This is a genomic window from Labilibaculum sp. DW002 (assembly GCF_029029525.1).
GTDB classification, from domain to species: domain Bacteria; phylum Bacteroidota; class Bacteroidia; order Bacteroidales; family Marinifilaceae; genus Paralabilibaculum; species Paralabilibaculum antarcticum.
This window is the reverse complement of record NZ_JAKJSC010000001.1, coordinates 2,175,450-2,192,519: the sequence shown is the minus strand read 5'-3', so window position 1 is coordinate 2,192,519 and position 17,070 is coordinate 2,175,450. Positions and strand designations below refer to the sequence as shown.

Annotated in this window: 15 protein-coding genes; 3 read left to right on the top strand and 12 right to left on the bottom strand. The window is 35.1% G+C overall.

Features of this window, described 5'->3' with window-relative positions; translation table 11 throughout:
- Window position 1: 1 nt before the first annotated feature.
- Genes L3049_RS08425 through L3049_RS08400 form a run of 6 tightly spaced genes read right to left on the bottom strand, consistent with a single transcriptional unit; the run spans window position 2 to window position 6,177 of the window.
- Window positions 2-607: a rhomboid family intramembrane serine protease gene (locus L3049_RS08425; RefSeq protein ID WP_275109364.1), complete on the bottom strand. Its 606-nt coding sequence runs from the start codon at window positions 605-607 to the stop codon at window positions 2-4.
- A 10-nt stretch (window positions 608-617) separates the two neighbouring features.
- Window positions 618-2,702 carry an OmpA family protein gene (locus tag L3049_RS08420; RefSeq protein WP_275109363.1) on the bottom strand — a complete coding sequence of 695 codons (2,085 nt, stop codon included), beginning with the start codon at window positions 2,700-2,702 and terminating at the stop codon, window positions 618-620.
- Window positions 2,703-2,706: 4 nt separating this feature from the next.
- A complete protein-coding gene (locus L3049_RS08415; RefSeq protein WP_275109362.1) occupies window positions 2,707-3,660 on the bottom strand; it encodes a PorP/SprF family type IX secretion system membrane protein in 954 nt (317 codons plus the stop codon).
- 3 nt (window positions 3,661-3,663) lie between these two features.
- Window positions 3,664-4,344, bottom strand: a complete 681-nt coding sequence (locus L3049_RS08410; protein ID WP_275109361.1) for a T9SS type B sorting domain-containing protein — start codon at window positions 4,342-4,344, stop codon at window positions 3,664-3,666.
- A gap of 49 nt (window positions 4,345-4,393) precedes the next feature.
- On the bottom strand, window positions 4,394-5,395 hold the full coding sequence (gene holA, locus L3049_RS08405) for a DNA polymerase III subunit delta (protein ID WP_275109360.1): 1,002 nt from the start codon (window positions 5,393-5,395) through the stop codon (window positions 4,394-4,396).
- An 11-nt stretch (window positions 5,396-5,406) separates the two neighbouring features.
- Complete coding sequence (locus tag L3049_RS08400; protein ID WP_275109359.1) at window positions 5,407-6,177, bottom strand: AMP nucleosidase; 771 nt, start codon at window positions 6,175-6,177, stop codon at window positions 5,407-5,409.
- A gap of 62 nt (window positions 6,178-6,239) precedes the next feature.
- Here L3049_RS08400 and L3049_RS08395 point away from each other — a divergent pair, with 62 nt between their 5' ends.
- Window positions 6,240-6,704, top strand: coding sequence for a type I restriction enzyme HsdR N-terminal domain-containing protein (locus L3049_RS08395; protein WP_275109358.1), 465 nt, complete (start codon window positions 6,240-6,242; stop codon window positions 6,702-6,704).
- On the opposite strand, the gene L3049_RS08390 is transcribed toward L3049_RS08395, so the two are convergent.
- The 4 genes from L3049_RS08390 to recR all read right to left on the bottom strand — a co-directional run bounded on the left by L3049_RS08390 (window position 6,685) and on the right by recR (window position 12,563).
- Window positions 6,685-7,221 (bottom strand): GNAT family N-acetyltransferase, encoded by a 537-nt coding sequence (locus L3049_RS08390; RefSeq protein WP_275109357.1) that lies wholly within the window; start codon window positions 7,219-7,221, stop codon window positions 6,685-6,687. The two genes, L3049_RS08395 and L3049_RS08390, sit on opposite strands and share 20 nt — an antisense overlap.
- 1 nt (window position 7,222) lies before the next feature.
- Window positions 7,223-10,159, bottom strand: coding sequence for a TolB-like translocation protein (locus L3049_RS08385; RefSeq protein ID WP_275109356.1), 2,937 nt, complete (start codon window positions 10,157-10,159; stop codon window positions 7,223-7,225).
- Between the two features lie 353 nt (window positions 10,160-10,512).
- Complete coding sequence (locus tag L3049_RS08380) at window positions 10,513-11,835, bottom strand: dihydrolipoamide acetyltransferase family protein (RefSeq protein ID WP_275109355.1); 1,323 nt, start codon at window positions 11,833-11,835, stop codon at window positions 10,513-10,515.
- 101 nt (window positions 11,836-11,936) lie between these two features.
- Window positions 11,937-12,563, bottom strand: a complete 627-nt coding sequence (gene recR / locus L3049_RS08375) for a recombination mediator RecR (protein ID WP_275109354.1) — start codon at window positions 12,561-12,563, stop codon at window positions 11,937-11,939.
- Window positions 12,564-12,687: 124 nt separating this feature from the next.
- Between recR and L3049_RS21600 the strand changes: the two genes are divergently transcribed.
- On the top strand, window positions 12,688-13,428 hold the full coding sequence (locus tag L3049_RS21600; protein WP_342753442.1) for a sodium:solute symporter family transporter: 741 nt from the start codon (window positions 12,688-12,690) through the stop codon (window positions 13,426-13,428).
- A complete protein-coding gene (locus L3049_RS21595; protein ID WP_342753441.1) occupies window positions 13,368-14,120 on the top strand; it encodes a sodium:solute symporter family transporter in 753 nt (250 codons plus the stop codon). Before L3049_RS21600 ends, L3049_RS21595 begins: the two co-directional genes overlap by 61 nt.
- 152 nt (window positions 14,121-14,272) lie before the next feature.
- On the opposite strand, the gene L3049_RS08365 is transcribed toward L3049_RS21595, so the two are convergent.
- Both L3049_RS08365 and L3049_RS08360 read right to left on the bottom strand, forming a co-directional pair.
- The gene (locus L3049_RS08365) at window positions 14,273-15,880 is read right to left on the bottom strand and encodes a TonB-dependent receptor (RefSeq protein WP_275109353.1); all 1,608 of its coding nucleotides are present in this window, start codon (window positions 15,878-15,880) and stop codon (window positions 14,273-14,275) included.
- A gap of 21 nt (window positions 15,881-15,901) precedes the next feature.
- Window positions 15,902-17,062, bottom strand: coding sequence for a hypothetical protein (locus tag L3049_RS08360; protein ID WP_275109352.1), 1,161 nt, complete (start codon window positions 17,060-17,062; stop codon window positions 15,902-15,904).
- Window positions 17,063-17,070 lie beyond the last annotated feature (8 nt).

Below are 17,070 nucleotides of genomic sequence, written 5' to 3'. Positions count from 1 at the left end.
TCTAAAAATTGAGAATCTGCTGCAAAAATAAGGAGAATAATTGGGGTTTAATAAGGATCGGAAATAGAAATCCGAAAAGGGCACCATAAAAATGTGCACTATGTCCGATATTATCAATGTTTTTCTTGCTCATGTAATACGAATAATACAAGTAACCTGCGGCGAAAATAATTCCAGGTATCGGAATGAAAAACATGAAGTAAATACTCTGTAAAGGTGCAAAAAAGATCGTTGCAAATACGATTGCCGATGTTGCTCCTGATGCTCCTACAGCATTGTAATGATAATGTTCGTGATGCTTTTTAAGATCGTAGAGAGTTGAGAAAATGATTGCTCCGATATAAAGCAGAATAAAATACAATACTCCCAGCTGCCCAAAATGATACGAAAAATAATATTCCAACGAATCACCAAAAAAATATAGTACGAACATATTAACCAGCAGATGATCCCAATTGGCATGAAGAAAACCATAGGTTAGCATTCGATACCACTGATTCCTTTTTAATACTTGATAAGCATTAAACTGATATTTGTATAAAAGATCAACCTTGTTAAAAGCTGCCATTGAAATTAAGACAGTTATTGCAATTATAATGATTGTCATTCTTGTGTGTTTAAAATGCCTCGATCAATTTTACTACAAGAGCAGATCGTCCAGAATCAAATCCTGAAGATTTATATTGTACTCTATTTGCAGTAATCCCCTTCGAAATGATATACTCTGCTGCAAGTTTAGCTCTTTTTTCGCAAAGTATTTTATTTTCTTTCTTTCCTTTATCTTGATCTGTAAAACCATTTATTTCAACAGAAATATGTGGGTTTACCTTCAATAAGCCTGCTAGGTTATTCAATTCCTGAATGGTGTTTTTCTTTAATTCCCATGCTCCTGGATCAAATTCTACAGCATATAATTCCATGTTTTGATTAGTGGAGAATTTCTGCAATTCAATTTGTTCAAATTTATCCGATTGGTACTTGTAGTTATTAATTACTTTGGTAAAATATCCTTCTTTTTGGATAATGATATCATAGCTTTTACTTGGATCAATATCTTGCTCGAAATCACCATATTCGTCAGAAATACTGACTGAATTACTTCGGTAAGTTTGATTAATTATTTGAACGCTTGCTTCTTTAACAGCTCGTGCAGAGAATTGATCGATAATGTTTCCATTAAATTTAACCCACTGAGTAGTATCCATTGAAATGTTTAATTGCTTTGGAGTATTTTCATCGTCTTGAGCAAAATAAAGAATACGCTTGGTTTTAAACCCAGGTTTGGTAACAATTAAGCTGTAATTTTTCCCTTTAAATATATCGAAGGTGAAGAGTCCTTTATCATCGGAAAGAGTTGTTTTTTCTTTCGATAAATTCTCCATTAATATAACTTCTACATCCTTTAAACCTGCTTTGGTTGTACTTGCAATTAATCTTCCACTTAGGCTATGAATCTTGTCTGGGTTTTGCTTAAATTCAAAAATATCATCGCTGCCATTTCTGCTAGAAGAAAAATAACCAATGTCTTTATTTTTACCAATAAGATATCCAAAATCATCTTTTGAAGTATTAAATGGAGGTCCTAAATTAACAGGATAGGTCCATTCATTTTGTTCGAAAATAGATTTGAAAATATCCAATCCTCCAAAGCCAATGTGTCCATCGGAAGCAAAATAGAGATAACCATCTTCTGCAATAAAAGGAAACATTTCATTGCCATCGGTATTTATCGAAGGGCCACAATTAATTGGTCGACTCCATGCGAAGCCAAATTTTCTACAGACATATATATCGGTTCCACCGTAGCCACCATCCATATTCGAAATAAAAAACAAATTTCTTCCATCAGGAGATATGCTTGGGTGAGCCATAGAGTAATTCTTACCTGAGAATTGAAATAACTCTGCCTTGTCCCATTTTTTGCCGTTGTGTCTTGCCGAATACAGGTTCAGTTCCGATTTACCTTCAAGGTTTAAATTTCCTTTGTTACGTGTAAAGAAGATAAATTTTTCATTAGCACTAAAACATGCAGGTCCTTCATGATATTTTGTATTGAACTCATCGGAAAAAGATTCTGGTTGAAGAAAACGATCTCCAGATTTTTCAGCAAAATACATGTCTAAATAATATTCACCCGATCTTCCATCAATTTCCCTCGAGGTTTGATTTTTTCTGCCGGAAACAAACACAAGTCCATTTTTATAAAAGGCGGAAGCAAAATCAGCTTGGGGTGAATTAATCGACACCGATTCTGTTGAGTATAATTGCTTGTCTTCTAATTCATTTATTAAATCACAAGAAAGAATTAGCTTATCTATGTTTTTATCATCAGGATTAAGTTCTGCATATTTTTTAAACCAAATCTTAGCCTTCTCGTAATTTCGAAGTCGCTTTAGTAAATTTGCGTACAGTAAATAATCTTCTGCAACAACATTTGGCGAAGCTACTATGTTTTCAAGTAAAAAGTTTGCTTTGGTATCTTTGAGGGTTTTTAAATAACAATAAACCAGTTTTCGTTTTACCGCTAGATTATCCGAATTTTCTAATTCTTTTTCGTAGTAGTGAATTGCGGCTGCAAATTCTTTGTTATTGTATAGGCGATCTCCTTTTTGTTCTGTATTGCTTTGTGCAGAAGAAGTAAGTACTCCTGCAAAAGTAAAAAGGAAAACGAATATAAATTGTGAGATTTGACTTCTATTCATATTACTAGAAATATCTTGGTGATGTAATCTGGCTTTTACGTAATGATAGATTGTAATTTAATATTATTTCATGATTTGTATATCCTTTTGAGCCATAATTTCCGAAAGATTTTTCATATGAGTATGAAAATCTAAGTTTTTGACTGACTTGATAACCCAACATACCTGCCCAAGTTTTGTCGCTTCTGTATCCAGCTCCAAGAGAAAAACCACTATCGTGTTCAAAGTTGGCATTAAAGCTGATTATGTTCGATGTTTTATGTGATGCCACGTACAAAACGGAAGGAACAAAATTTATTTCGTAGCTTATTGGTAGTTTAACTCCTGCGCCAAAATAATAGAACAAAGATTTAGAATCGAAATCTACATTATTTGAAATACCCTCTGTTGAAGGCTGATTATTTGCCAATAGTCTCGGAATAGATAGGCTTAAATAATAATCAGGAGAATGATAATAAAAACCAATACCAAAATTAGGTACCCAAGTTGAAAGATTATTATCTGGGATCATTTCATCATTTGGGGAGCTAGGGTTTGGATCGTAAAAAGTTAACTCGGTCCAATTGATTTGTTTGTTAACAAATCCGGCTTGAAGTCCCATTGAAAGTTTAGAATCATGGTTTATTTGTAAATGGTAAGCGTAATTTACAAAAATACCTATATCCGATTGTATACCAAATTTATTACGATAGACAATTGCTCCTATTCCAGAATTGGTATAATTAATTGGAGCTTGAAACGAGAGCATAGCTGTTTCGGGAGAACCTTCTACACCAACCCATTGGTTGCGATAGGCTAAAACAGCTTCCATAAAAGGACTACTTCCCGCATAAGCAGGATTGTAAAAAAGCCGATTGTGTTTATGATTTGAAAAGCGTATGTCTTCTTGTGCTTGCAATTGCATGGAGCACAAAAGAATTAATACGAAAGGAAGAAAGTTTTTAAGTTTGTAATTCATTCATTAGTACTTAATTACAATGTATCCACTTTTTACATACTCTTTGTCTTTAATAATCAGCTTAAAGAAATAGGTTCCTTTAGGAAGTTTATCCCCAGGACCTAATTTTACACCAGCTTTGTTGTATCCACCATCCCAAGCCTGATCATTAGAGTAGTTTCTTTTCTCGAATACCTTCGTTCCCCAACGCGAGAATACGATAAATTCATTTTCTGGATAATTCTCAATTCCCTTGATATAGAAATTATCGTTTGTACCATCATTGTTCGGTGTAAATGAAGATGGTATGGTAAGTTCAACCTGATTAGGATCCAAAACATTTACTACAATTAAACCCTTGTCACAATTGTTATCTCCATTACAAATTTGATAAGCTATCGTATCTATCCCATAGCTAGATTCATATGGATAGAATATGATAAGTGTATTGTTTTCAATTAGGTGTGCTTTCCCAAATTGGTCCGATTGACCAATGATCGAAGTTTCCAATTGATCGATATCTGGAAATTTATCGTTGCTTAGAAAATCAATTTCGATATAAACAACCTCATTTGTTGCACTATAATTTGTAATAGAAACGGTATCGTTCGTAGCAACAGGACGTTCTGTTAATTGCCCAAAACTTTCGGAGAAGCTACAGGTAATTAGGATTAAAAGCAGGTAAACGGGTAGATTAAATCTCATATTTGGGATTTACGTACAGTTAATTTTTGAATATTTATTAATTTACATATTAATGGAGAATTTTAAAAATTAATTCCTTTAAAAGATCTCCATGCTTCGAACTAACATCACCAATTCCTTTCGATTTTAGATCATATTCACGCAACATTGCGATAATTGAAACCAGCTTTTTAGGATTGTAATTTCTAGCTGCTAGTTTATAATCTTTAACGAAATACGGATTAATGCGCAAGCTTGATGCAACCGTTTTATCGTTTGTTTTATTTTTTATAAAATAATACTTTAAAACTTTTGAGAAATACGAGTGTAATAAGGCAATGGTTACAACCATTGGATTATTTTTTTCATTCGTTGAAAAATAGTTTATGATTTGATTGGCTTTAAAAATGTCTTTTTTGCCCAAAGCATTTTGTAACTCAAAGTTATTGAAATCTTTAGAGATCCCTATGTTTCGTTCAATGTCACTGGGAGAGATTGTCTTCCCGTCTGTAATATTTATCGTTAATTTATCGAGCGCATTTTTTATTTTACTTAAATCGTTACCTAAAAATTCAGCAAGAAGAAAACAAGCCTTCGATTCAATTTGATAGCCTTGTTTGCTTGCGTAATTTTTAATCCAATCAGGAACTTGATTTTCGTAAATCTTTTTTGATTCGAATAATATCCCATTCTTGGCAACTTCTTTTGTGAAGCTTTTTCGCTTATCTAAAGATTTATATTTGTAATTAATGACAAGAATAGTCGATTTTAGCGGATTTTGAATGTAAGAGGATAACTGATCAATATTTTTGATGTTTTGGGCTTCACGTATCACCACCAATTGCTTTTCAGCCATCATTGGAAATCTTCTTGCCGTAGTTACAATGGTGCCAATATCTGTATCCTTTCCATACAATATGGTTTGATTAAAATCTCTTTCCGATTCCTGCAAAGCATTATCGATAATGTAATCAGTTATTTGATCGATAAAAAAGCTTTCTTCTCCCATTAAAAAATAAACAGGAGCATACTCTTTCTTTTTTAAGCTTTTTAAAATATCCTCAAATGTCATATGGTAAATTGTTAGAATCGTAAATGTTTAACGGATTGTCTGTTGTGCATGATTTCTTGTAAGGATTCAATTCCAATTCGAATATGCTCTTCAACAAAGTTGTCAGTTACTTTGGCATCACTTTGATCGGTTTTTACACCATCGGAAATCATTGGCTGATCCGATACCAAAAGCAAGGCACCAGTAGAAATGCCATTGTAAAATCCCACTGTAAATATGGTAGCAGTTTCCATATCAATTGCCATGGCTCTTGTTTTGGAAAGGTATTTTTTAAATCGTTCGTCGTATTCCCATACTCGCTTATTGGTTGTGAAAACAGTTCCCGTGTAATATTCTCTATTTCTGTCTGATATTACCTGTGAAACGGCTCTTTGCAAACTAAAAGCTGGTAAGGCTGGCACTTCTGGTGGTAGGTAGTCATTAGATGTTCCCTCGCTTCGAATTGCCGCAATTGGCAGAATAAGGTCACCTAATTTGTTTTTACGCTTTAAACCTCCGCATTTACCTAAAAATAGAACTCCTTTAGGTTTAATAGCACTTAATAAATCTAAAATTGTAGCTGCGTTAGGACTTCCCATACCAAAATTGATGATGGTAATGTTATCTGCGGAAGCATTTGGCATTGCTTTGTCTTCACCTAAAATTTTAACATTGTGCCATTCTGCAAAAAGCTCAACATAGTTGTTAAAGTTCGTTAGAAGTATATATGGTGTAAAATCAGATAGTTCTCTACCTGTGTATCTTGTTAACCAGTTTTTTACAATTTCCTCTTTTGTTTTCATGTAGATATGGGAATTAAATATCAGGAATAATCTTCTACCTTTGCGGTAGTAATCGTAATCTTATGGAAAATTTAAATTTACCAACTTATTCCTTTAAAATAAAATCTGAGCTGCAAAGAAAACTAATTTTTGACAGTATTCGAAGGAAGTATGTAGTATTGACTCCGGAAGAGTGGGTAAGGCAAAATTTCATCCAATACTTGGTGGATGAGAAAGGATATCCTGCATCTTTAATTGCAGTGGAAAAAAAAGTTGACGTTAACTTATTGCCACAGAGAAGCGATATTGTTTTGTACAATAAAAATGCGAAGCCGGTGATCATTGTAGAATGTAAATCTGCCAAAATAAAAATCTCACAAGATGTATTTAATCAGATTGCACGTTACAATATGAAGTTGAGAGTTCCTTTCCTAGTGGTTACGAATGGTTTGCAGCATTATTGTTGCCAGATGGATTATCAGAAGCAAACCTTTAAGTTTATTCCTGAAATTCCGATGTACGAGTTGATTAGGGATTTTGAAGATTAATCTTCTGAAGGCTATATTCATCTTTCCAGCCATCTTTTGTGCGAATCCAATCTTTTTTATTTCCCATAATTTCGAATCCGTTGTTCTGAAACAAGCGAAGACTAATTTCATTGGTAGCCGTTATGTTGCAATACAATTGATGAACTTGAAGTGTGTTAAATGCATAAGAGCATAGGATATCTAAAGCTTCAGAAGCAAATCCTTTGTTCTTACTATCCTTATCATTAATCAATATTCCGATACCTGCTCTTTGATGAAAAGGATCAAAGTCGAACAAATCAATTAAGCCAATTGGTTTTCCTGAATCTTTAAGCTCAATAACTAATCGTAATTGCTTGGTTTCAAAAATATCCAGGTGCGAAGATTCCAAGTATTGTTTTAAAACGAATAAGGAAAATGGCTTTAATGTATGACTAACTTCCCATATGGAACTATCGTTTTCCCATTTGTAGAGAAGTTTTAAATCACTAGGTTCCACAGCTCGTAAGCGGATGTTTTTGGCTTCCAGAATTTGCATCTTAATGTTTGTTATACCATTTGATTTCACGAGTGAAAGCATCAAGATAACCTTTTTTTGTTACTGAAGGTAATTGATTTTTGGCTTCAGTTAAGGAGCGGTACTTTTGAAAAGTATATCTGGATAAACCATCTTTACCTTCGTGCATAATAAGATTTTCTGTCCCTAAATTATTGAAATAATTTAATGGTCTGGCATTTTTTAAAGCCATTACCTGTATGGTGTAAAAATTATCTGTTTCTGTCGAGTTTAAATCCAAAATATGCTCTCCCGATAATGATTTACGAACAAATGCATCCCAGTAACCTCTTTTCAATACATATCCTAAATCGCGAATAGCAGCAGTTTTATTCTTGTATACTTTAAAAGTGTAGCGATACAATCCATTTACATCCGTGAATACTTTTACTTTTCCTAAATCTGAAAAGAAGGATAAAGCTTTTGGATAACGTAAGGCCATTACTTGAATTGTATATGTACTTCTTTCAGAAAATTTCATTCCTGGATAAAGCAATTGATCGTTAATTACGGTACGAATAAAAGCATCCCAGTAACCCATTCTAATTAATCGGTTCATTTCAGTAAGCGCATCCTGATAGGATGTGAATTTTTTATAAGTATAGCGTGTAAATCCATCATCGCAAGGGAAAGCCTTTACGTTATCAAGGTTATCAAAGAATTCAGATTCCACAGATATGTTCAGCGCCATTATTTGAATGGTATAATAGGTTTCTCCACCTTTACCTTCTTTAACGATATTGTCGTTAGAAAGAATTCTGATTTTAGTGGCTTTAAATCCTCTTGCTGCAATCACTTTTTTAGCTTTTACGGCCTTTTTATAATCTTTAAATTTCCCGTAAGTGTAATGATATTTTTTATCTGGCCCAAGCGTTTCTTCAACACCATCTAATCCTTCAAATAAATCAGGACGTGGAGAATTAAAGTTCCCAAGGTCAAGCGTAAATGCAAGATCACTAGTGTCCAATTTCTTAAGTTGTGAATCAGGAGCTGTAGGAATTGCTTTTTTAATTAATTCTTCCGTTTGCTCAACTACTGGTTCATCTTTTACAATAACAGGTTCCTTAATAATCGGCTTTTTAATTTCCGCTTTAGGCAGTTCAATAACTGTATCCTCAATTTTAACAATGCTGTCTTTTTTAGCTGATTCGTTTGTTTTTGCAACTTCAGTTTCGCTTGTTTTAATTGGTTCTACAGGTAAAGCAGGACTAATTGTATCCTTTTTAATTTCTGGTTCTGGGAAATTTTTATTTTCAGGAATGCTATCTTTTTCTGATGGTAAAGAACCAATATCACTCAGTTTACTCTCTTCTAAATCAATTAGCTCTAGAGTTTGAGGATAATCAGGCTCACCCTTAGTTCTAAGCGTTAATGGAAGTAAAGTAATTACACTTCTGTTTTCTTTATTTGCAAATTCAGGTGGAATATTTAATACAGTTCTAAGCGTTCTGTAGCCTTCTGCAACAATTTCGATATCGTATTTTTTTCCAGCATCAACAATAAACAAGAATTTTCCAGTTGCCGCATTTGGTTTATAAATACCGATAACTTTTCCGTCTTTACTAACTGTAATTTTAGAATTTAAAACAGTACTACCACTTGTATTTACTACTTTCCCTTTTAACACAAAAAGACCAACCTTTTCTTCATCAGGTGTTTTAATTAAGAAGATATCAGTTCTACCTAAACTACCTTTTCGGTAAGAAGCAAAATAGGCTCTTTTTCCATCAGGAGTAGGAGTATAATAAATATCATCGTCTGTTGAATTAATAGGGTAGCCAACATTTACAGGAGTTGTCCAGCGTCCTTTTCGATTCACACTTTTAAAAACATCTAAGCCTCCCATGGTCTTATGCCCAGAAGAGCTAAAATATAAAGTTTTACCATCAGGGTGGATGAAAGGAGCATCATCATCATGCTCAGTATTAACTGCTGGGCCTAAGTTTTTTGCTCGTCCCCATTTTCCATTTGGTAGTTTACTTGTTTTGTAAACATCCATTCCGCCAAAACCTCCAGGTCGATTACTCGAGAAGAAAATTGTTCTGTGATCAGCAGAAATTGAAATGTGACTTTCTTTGCTTTTGGAATTGATGACAGGAGCAAGTTTTTCTGGTTCACTCCATTCAGTTCCTTCTAAACGACTAACAAAAATATCGCCACCTTCCGATTCACGACTATTTATAAAGCCAGCTTTGTAAATGTACAGTTCCTGACCATCGGCAGAAATTGAAATCGAAGCATCATGATCAATGGTGTTTAATTTCGCAATCCCAACAGGATTTGTCCATAAACCATTTACTAAATGTGAAATGAATATGTCTTCAAAATATTGCCCGTCAGAATCTATTTTGCTACCGGTGCCATTTCTACGAGAAGTGAAAACCATTGTGCTTTCATCTGCCGTTACTCCCGGGCTGTGTTCCGAAAATTCAGTGTTTATTTTATTGCCAAGATTAATAATGGAAATGTTGACTGGATTTTTCATCAGTTCAATTCCATTTTGACACATTTTCATTTGTCGCTGAATATCATTCCTAAAAGAGGTATTCTGTGGAGATATGATTTGTAATAAATCTTTATAAACTTTTATTGATTCGCGAAATTGATAATTCGCATGATAGGCTTTTGCTAAATTAAAATAAACATCCATCGAAACGTTGTTGCGAGAACTGGTATACTGTATTGATTTTTCCAGTAATCCAACCGATTTTTCTTTCTCTGAAACAATGTTTAGATAGCACAATCCAAGTTTAAAGTTTAGATCAGCATTACGAGATGACTGTTCGAGTAGTTCTTTGTATATAACTGCTGCTTTTGAGTAATTACGGTTCACAAGAAACTTTTCAGCAATCTGATATTTCCTTTTATCTGTGATTTTTTTCTTCTTTGGCGAAGCGGAAAGTGAGTAGGAGCTACTCATCCCTATAATGATAGAGACGAAAAGCATAAGAAAAACCTTTGCAATTATAGAGGTTTTTCTGCTCTGCTGATGGGCTTTTGGGCAGGCTATATGAATTTTATTTATTAACAATAACTAAATATAGTAGATAAGGGTTAAACACCAAAGCAAAAGTAATAAAAAAGCAGAATTGTTGATAAAAACTTAGTCTTTTACCTGCTTTTTTTAATATCATGCTAAAATAGACAACATAAAGCATTCTAAGTGTACAAAATAAATAATTTTGTTTGATATTTTGAGCAATAAGCCTGTAAGGAACATAAAAAAACCTTTGACGATGTGTCAAAGGTTTCTTTTTATCATTATTTGAGATTTTAAAATGTTCTAGTGGTGTCGAAATTTTCCAAATTCTCTGCAACACGTTTCAAGAACATGCCTCCAAGTCCACCATCAACCACACGATGATCATATGATAATGACATCACCATAATGTGTCTAATACCTATGGTATCACCTTGTGGTGTTTCAATTACTGCAGGTTTCTTTTTAATTGCTCCAACTGCTAAAATTGCAACTTCAGGTTGATTAATAATAGGCGTTCCTGTTGTACTTCCAAACGCTCCAAGGTTTGTAATTGTAAAAGTACTTCCCGTTATGTCTTCAGGAAGCAATTTATTGCCTCTGGCACGTTCAGCCAAATCGTTTACTTGGTGAGTAATCCCAATAAGGTTTTTCTCATTTGCATTTTTAATTACGGGTACGATTAAATTTCCACTAGGAAGAGCAGTGGCCATCCCTATGTTGATGAATTTTTTTCTGATAATACGATCTCCATCAACCGAGACATTAATCATCGGGTAATCTTTAATAGCACTAGTTACAGCTTCAACGAAAATAGGCGTGAAGGTTAGTTTTTGTTTTTCTTTTTCAAGGAACTGATTTTTAACCTTGTTTCTCCATTGCACCAAACCGGTAACGTCAACATCTATAAATGAAGTAACGTGAGGAGAAACCTGTTTTGAGTTGACCATATATTTTGCAATGAGCTTGCGCATACGATCCATTTCAATAATTTCGACATTCTCACCTTCGTATGATTTATGACTTGCGGTAGGAGCAGCACTTGGCCCCGAACTAACGGGAGCAACAATTGGTTCTGCCATTTTCAAGGAAGTTCCAGCAGATTTTCTATTTTCCAAATAGCTGAGTACGTCAGTTTTTGTAATACGATTCCCTTCACCAGATCCTTTGATTTGATTCAATTCTTCTGAACTAATATTTTCTTTTTGGGCTATTGTTCGAACCAAAGGAGAAATAAAAGATCCATTTTCTGTTTTGTTAGATATTGTTGGCGAATTTTCTTCTTTTACTACTGGAGTAATATTTTTTGCAATTGTATTTTCTGTTTTAACTTTTTCTGGAGTGTTGTCTGCTTTTTCTGTAGCAAGCTCTTCGCCTTCTGTAACAAGAATCGCAACTACATCGCCAACCTGTGCTATATCACCTTCTTCGAATAATAATTTTGCAATAACACCATTTGCAGGGGCTGGTATTTCAGAGTCAACTTTATCAGTTGCGATTTCCATAATAGAGTCTTCTTCTTCAACAGAATCGCCTTCGTTTTTTAGGAGCTTTGTAATTGTAGCCTCGATGATTCCTTCACCCATTGCTGGAAGAAAGATTTCGTATTTTGCCATATTGATTTTGTTTAGTGTTTGTTTATTTAGTCTAAATAGAACACAAATTTAATTAAAAAAGAGTAAAAGACAAATGGATCTGAAGCTTCAATTTTAATACCTTAATATTGATTGTTTTGATTAAATGGCATTCTGTTTAGAAGAGATCGTCCAAGCGTAATTTCATCGGTATATTCGAGTTCATCACCAATGGAAACCCCTCGGGCAATAGTGGTTACAGAAACCTGATGTGGTTTAAGTTTTTTGTACAAGTAGAAATTTGTTGTATCACCTTCCATTGTTGTGCTTAAGGCCAGAATAATCTCGGTTAAATCTTCTTTATCAGCCTTTTCTATTAGGGGTTGAATACGCAGATCGCTTGGTCCAATTCCATCCATTGGAGAAATGATACCACCTAAAACATGATAAATACCATTGTATTGTTGTGTGCGTTCAATCGACATGACATCACGAATGCTTTCAACAACGCAAATAGTTGTCTTGTCTCTTTTAGGACTGGCACAAATATCGCACATGGATGTGTCGGAAATGTTGTAACAAGAGGTGCAATGCTTAATTTCATCGCGCAATTGAATGATGGAAGAGCCAAAAAGATGCACATCTTCTTTTGGTTGATTTAGCAGATGCAAAACCAAGCGCAGTGCTGTCTTTCTTCCAATGCCTGGAAGTTTAGAAAATTCATTAACAGCATTTTCAAGAAGTTTAGATGGGAAATTGGTATAGCTCATTTTTATTATCAATTCAATTGTCTAGCTCAAAAGTAGCAAAATAGGATGAAAAAAGAGAATGAACTCTTTTTTGAATAAGATAAATCCTTTCTCTATTTTTGATATTCATTATAAAATTTAGCCTGTGTCACCAGTTACCATACTACTTGTAGTTGTTGGCTACTTTGCACTCTTGCTAAGCATTTCTTATTTTACCAGTCGAAAGGCAGACAATAAAGCCTTTTTCCTTGGTAATAAACAGTCACCTTGGTATGTGGTGGCATTTGGTATGATTGGAGCATCTTTATCGGGTGTTACATTTATTTCGGTACCGGGGTGGGTCAGATCTACTGAGTTTTCGTATATGCAAATGGTATTGGGATATATGCTAGGTTATATTGTAGTTGCAAATATTTTATTGCCTTTATACTACCGCTTGAATCTGACATCAATTTATACCTATCTGAATGATAGGTTTGGTTCGACATCCTATAAAACAGGAGCTTCATTCTTTTTGTTGTCGAGAACTATTGGAGCTTCGTTCCGATTATTTTTGATGGCAAATGTGCTCCAGATTACTGTTTTTGATGCATGGGGTATACCTTTTGCATTAACTGTTTTAATTACAATTCTGTTGATATGGCTTTATACCTTTAAAGGTGGGATTAAGACGATTATTTGGACTGATAGCCTCCAAACTTTGTTTATGCTTTTAGCTGTAGGAGTGAGTATTTACCTGATTATGGACAAGCTGAATTTGGATATTGCAGGTTTATCTGAAACAATAGGGAAGAGTGAGTATTCTCGAATATTTGAATTTGGAGATTGGAAAAGCAAGCAGAATTTCTTAAGCAGTTTTTTACTGGTGCTTTTATTACGATTGTAATGACAGGACTTGATCAGGATATGATGCAAAAGAATTTGAGTTGTAAAAATCTGGGCGAGGCGAAGAAGAATATGTATTGGTATGGTTTTGCTTTTATTCCGGCCAACCTGTTATTCCTAATGCTTGGAGCTCTACTTTTAATTTTTGCACAACACGAAGGTATTGCAATTCCTGAAAGAGGAGACGACCTGTTCCCTATGCTGGCAACTCAACATCTTGGGCCTGTTGTTGGTTTATTTTTTCTTGTAGGACTTATGGCAGCAGCTTATTCCAGTGCCGATTCAGCTCTAACTTCATTAACAACATCGTTTACAGTGGATATATTGGGTGCTGATGAGAATGATGAGGTGAAAACTCGAAAATTGAGATTCATATCGCATGTTCTGTTTTCTGTACTATTGTTAATTGTCATCCTGATCTTTAGAGCTATTAACGACGATTCCGTTATTGCTGCCATTTTTACCATTGCAGGATATACTTATGGTCCTTTGCTTGGTTTGTATGCTTTCGGTTTGTTCACGAAGTTAAAAGTGAAAGACAATTTGGTGCCTGTTGTAGCTATTTTATCACTTATCATCTGCTACATTTTAAAAGACAATTCGATGGAATGGTTCGGTTGGGCAATTGGTTTTGAATTGTTAATGATTAATGGAGCGCTTACCTTTATTGGCTTGTGGACTATTCGTAAATAGATTGAATTAGATGTAACTTCAATGGATTAAAGGTGTCAGATTAATTTTTTGTTACAATCAGATATGCCCAACTGGCAATTTGTTCGTTTTCAGCTCTGCCGCCTAGTGCTTGGATGATTGTATAATTCCTTAAGAGAATTGAGCCTGACAATTTAAAACCTCTTAATCAAATTCAGATACAGCCTAGACGAATTTTGTTCCGATTCAAAAGTTCCCTCGTAATTAGCCGATAGGGAGAATTTTTTGTTGATTCTCCACGAAAGATTTACTTCACCAATGTGTTGAAGCAATTCGCTATTGTTGTATTTGTATTGGTAATCGACATAGCTATAGTTGAGGCCAGCAAATAATTTACCCGGAATTAAATCGCGAGATAATCTCAGCTTGTAAACCATACCATCTAGATAATGAGTTTGCAGAATGGCTGTGGATAGGGTCGCATTGCTATTGATACCTGGAATATTTCGATAAGAAACATAGGCATAATAGTTCTTTGAATCTTCGAGTTCAGCCTTGCGCGATCGGAATCCAATTTTCCCACCAAAAGAAAGACGATTTGTTGGTCGGTAATTGACTCTAAAGCGAATTCCTTGTCTTGTTTCATTTTCTAATATCTGGAAAGCCAAGCTTTTGAAAGTTTCGTAGTAAATCACATTTTTACGACGATCGAAAGATCCAGAAAGAGACAATTGTTTCGAGATACGGTACCTCATGGATAGATACATACTTGTTAAATCGAAGGTGTTTTTCGATTTTTCTTCTTCTAATTTGTAAAGATCAACTTCGAAAGAGGCAAAGAAAAACAGATTTTTCAAAAGTGAATTGCTGTGCTGATAATAAGCAAATCTTCGGTCGGTATTCGAATTGTATTTTTGCTCGAAGAAGGAGATTGTATTCTGCATACTGCCTACCTGATTGTTTATTCTGTGTTCTAAATATCCACCAAACTGCATCAGGTCAAAATTGAAGCTGTAGTTTTCATAGTCGGGGCGCGATCCAGCTATTGCACCTAATGAGAAGTTGCCAAATCGTTTTTCTACCTGAACACCATCAATTGCTCCAACATTCGATACTTTTTGATTGATTTTTCGTCCCAACCAGATACTTGTACTTTCGTTCGCATCGTATCGCAAGGCCAAGTTGTAAATTTTAAGGGCGTTAAAAACATCATCTTTCACTTCGTCCCACTCACCAGAATTGTGAGAGAAACGGATGTTTGTTTCAGCCGAAATTTTTGAATTGTTAATATTCTTAGCATCCATTGAAAAGCCATATCGCATTCGGGTATTGCTATTATCCGAAGAACTAGACAAATTGGAATAGGAAGAAACAGAAAGTTTCCCTCTGATTTTCTCTTGCTGATTTGTTGGCTGCTTGAGAGGTTTTACGGGAGCTACTTCTTCACCTATTTCGGTGATGTAATCAGGATCTTTGGTAAGAACAACATCCTCTATATTTTCTTTTTTCTCAGGTAAATTGGCAATTATTTTGTCTCCTTTTTGCAAAGAAATGGAACCGATCGATTTTGCAATTACTGAGACAGAGGATTTGTTGTTCACGACCAAGACAGGAGTAAGTCCAGATTCTTGCTGAATGAATAGCGTATCACCAATAGAAATGTTCTCGGTACTTAAGAATTTCACATAGGTATTTTGGGAGCTTTTATAAGAAACTTCGCCTTCCAAAAACTTTTCTTGAGCACTTAAATTTGAATTTGCTCCAAGCAGTAAAACCGTTATTAATAGCATCAACTTTTTCATTCTATCCTCCATTTTATTCGATTAATCATCTCCGTTAGGATGACATTCCAAACAAGAATTACTGTTGTATACATAGTCGTTTACTTCATCATGATCATCATCGGTGTCGGTTCTGTTGTGCTCGTGGCAATCGATACAAGAAAATAAAGCATAATTGCTAGCTGTTGTGTGGCAATCGGTACAGGAATTCCACTCCTCGCGATGTTTGCCACTGTAAATTGGGAAATATTGACCATCATGATCGAAAGTGGCAGGTTCCCATGCATTCTCTGTGTGACAGGATATACAGTCGGTTGGAAAATTTGCTGCAGCATGTCCCGGATCAGATGTTTGGTTGTAATCATCCGCATGGCAAGCAAAACAGGTGTTTGGCGTATTCTGATAACTTCCCTCATGACAAGCAAAACAATCAGTCGCTATTCTGTTATGAGCACCTTGAATGACATAGAAATCATTGTGCTGATCGAATGAAGCGGGAGTCCAACCCGGTTCTGTACTGTGGCAAAGTGCACAATCATTTTGGATGCTTGCTGCCGCATGATTCGGATTGCTTGTTGCATTGTAATCGGCCTGATGGCAAGCAAAACAATCCGTAGATAGATTGGAGAAATTGTTATCGGTATGGCATTTGAAACAATCATTAATGGCATGGCCTTTTGTTAGGGCAAAAAATTCATGGTTAAAACCCGATGAGGACCACTCGAAAGCAGATACTTCGTGGCAATCTTCGCAATGAAAAGAGTAGCCGCTTGCAATATGATTTGGCTCTGTTGTGGCATTGTATTCAGTTCTGTGGCAATCGATACATTCCGTTTTTAATGGCTCAAAACGTGTAAAGTTGTTAGAGGTATGACAATCGAAACAATCTGCTGTGGCGTGCGCGCCCAAAAGAGGAAAGCTTGTTTGCTGATGAAGCTCTGTAATGTTGGTCACCAACCAAGATTGCGATGTATGGCATTGTGCACAATCCGAACCAAGCGTATTTTCATGCACATCGGTATGGCATTGCATGCATTGGTTTGGTGCCTCGTTAAACACGAGCTTGGTGTGACAAGATCTGCAATCGGTTACTTGGTGCTGACCTTCTAGTAGGAAGTTTGTTTTCTGATGATCGAAAGCAAAAGTCTCTGGGTTTACTTCCCATCCTTCCTGAGTATGGCAAGTTTCACAATCTATTTTCAAGTCTTTTC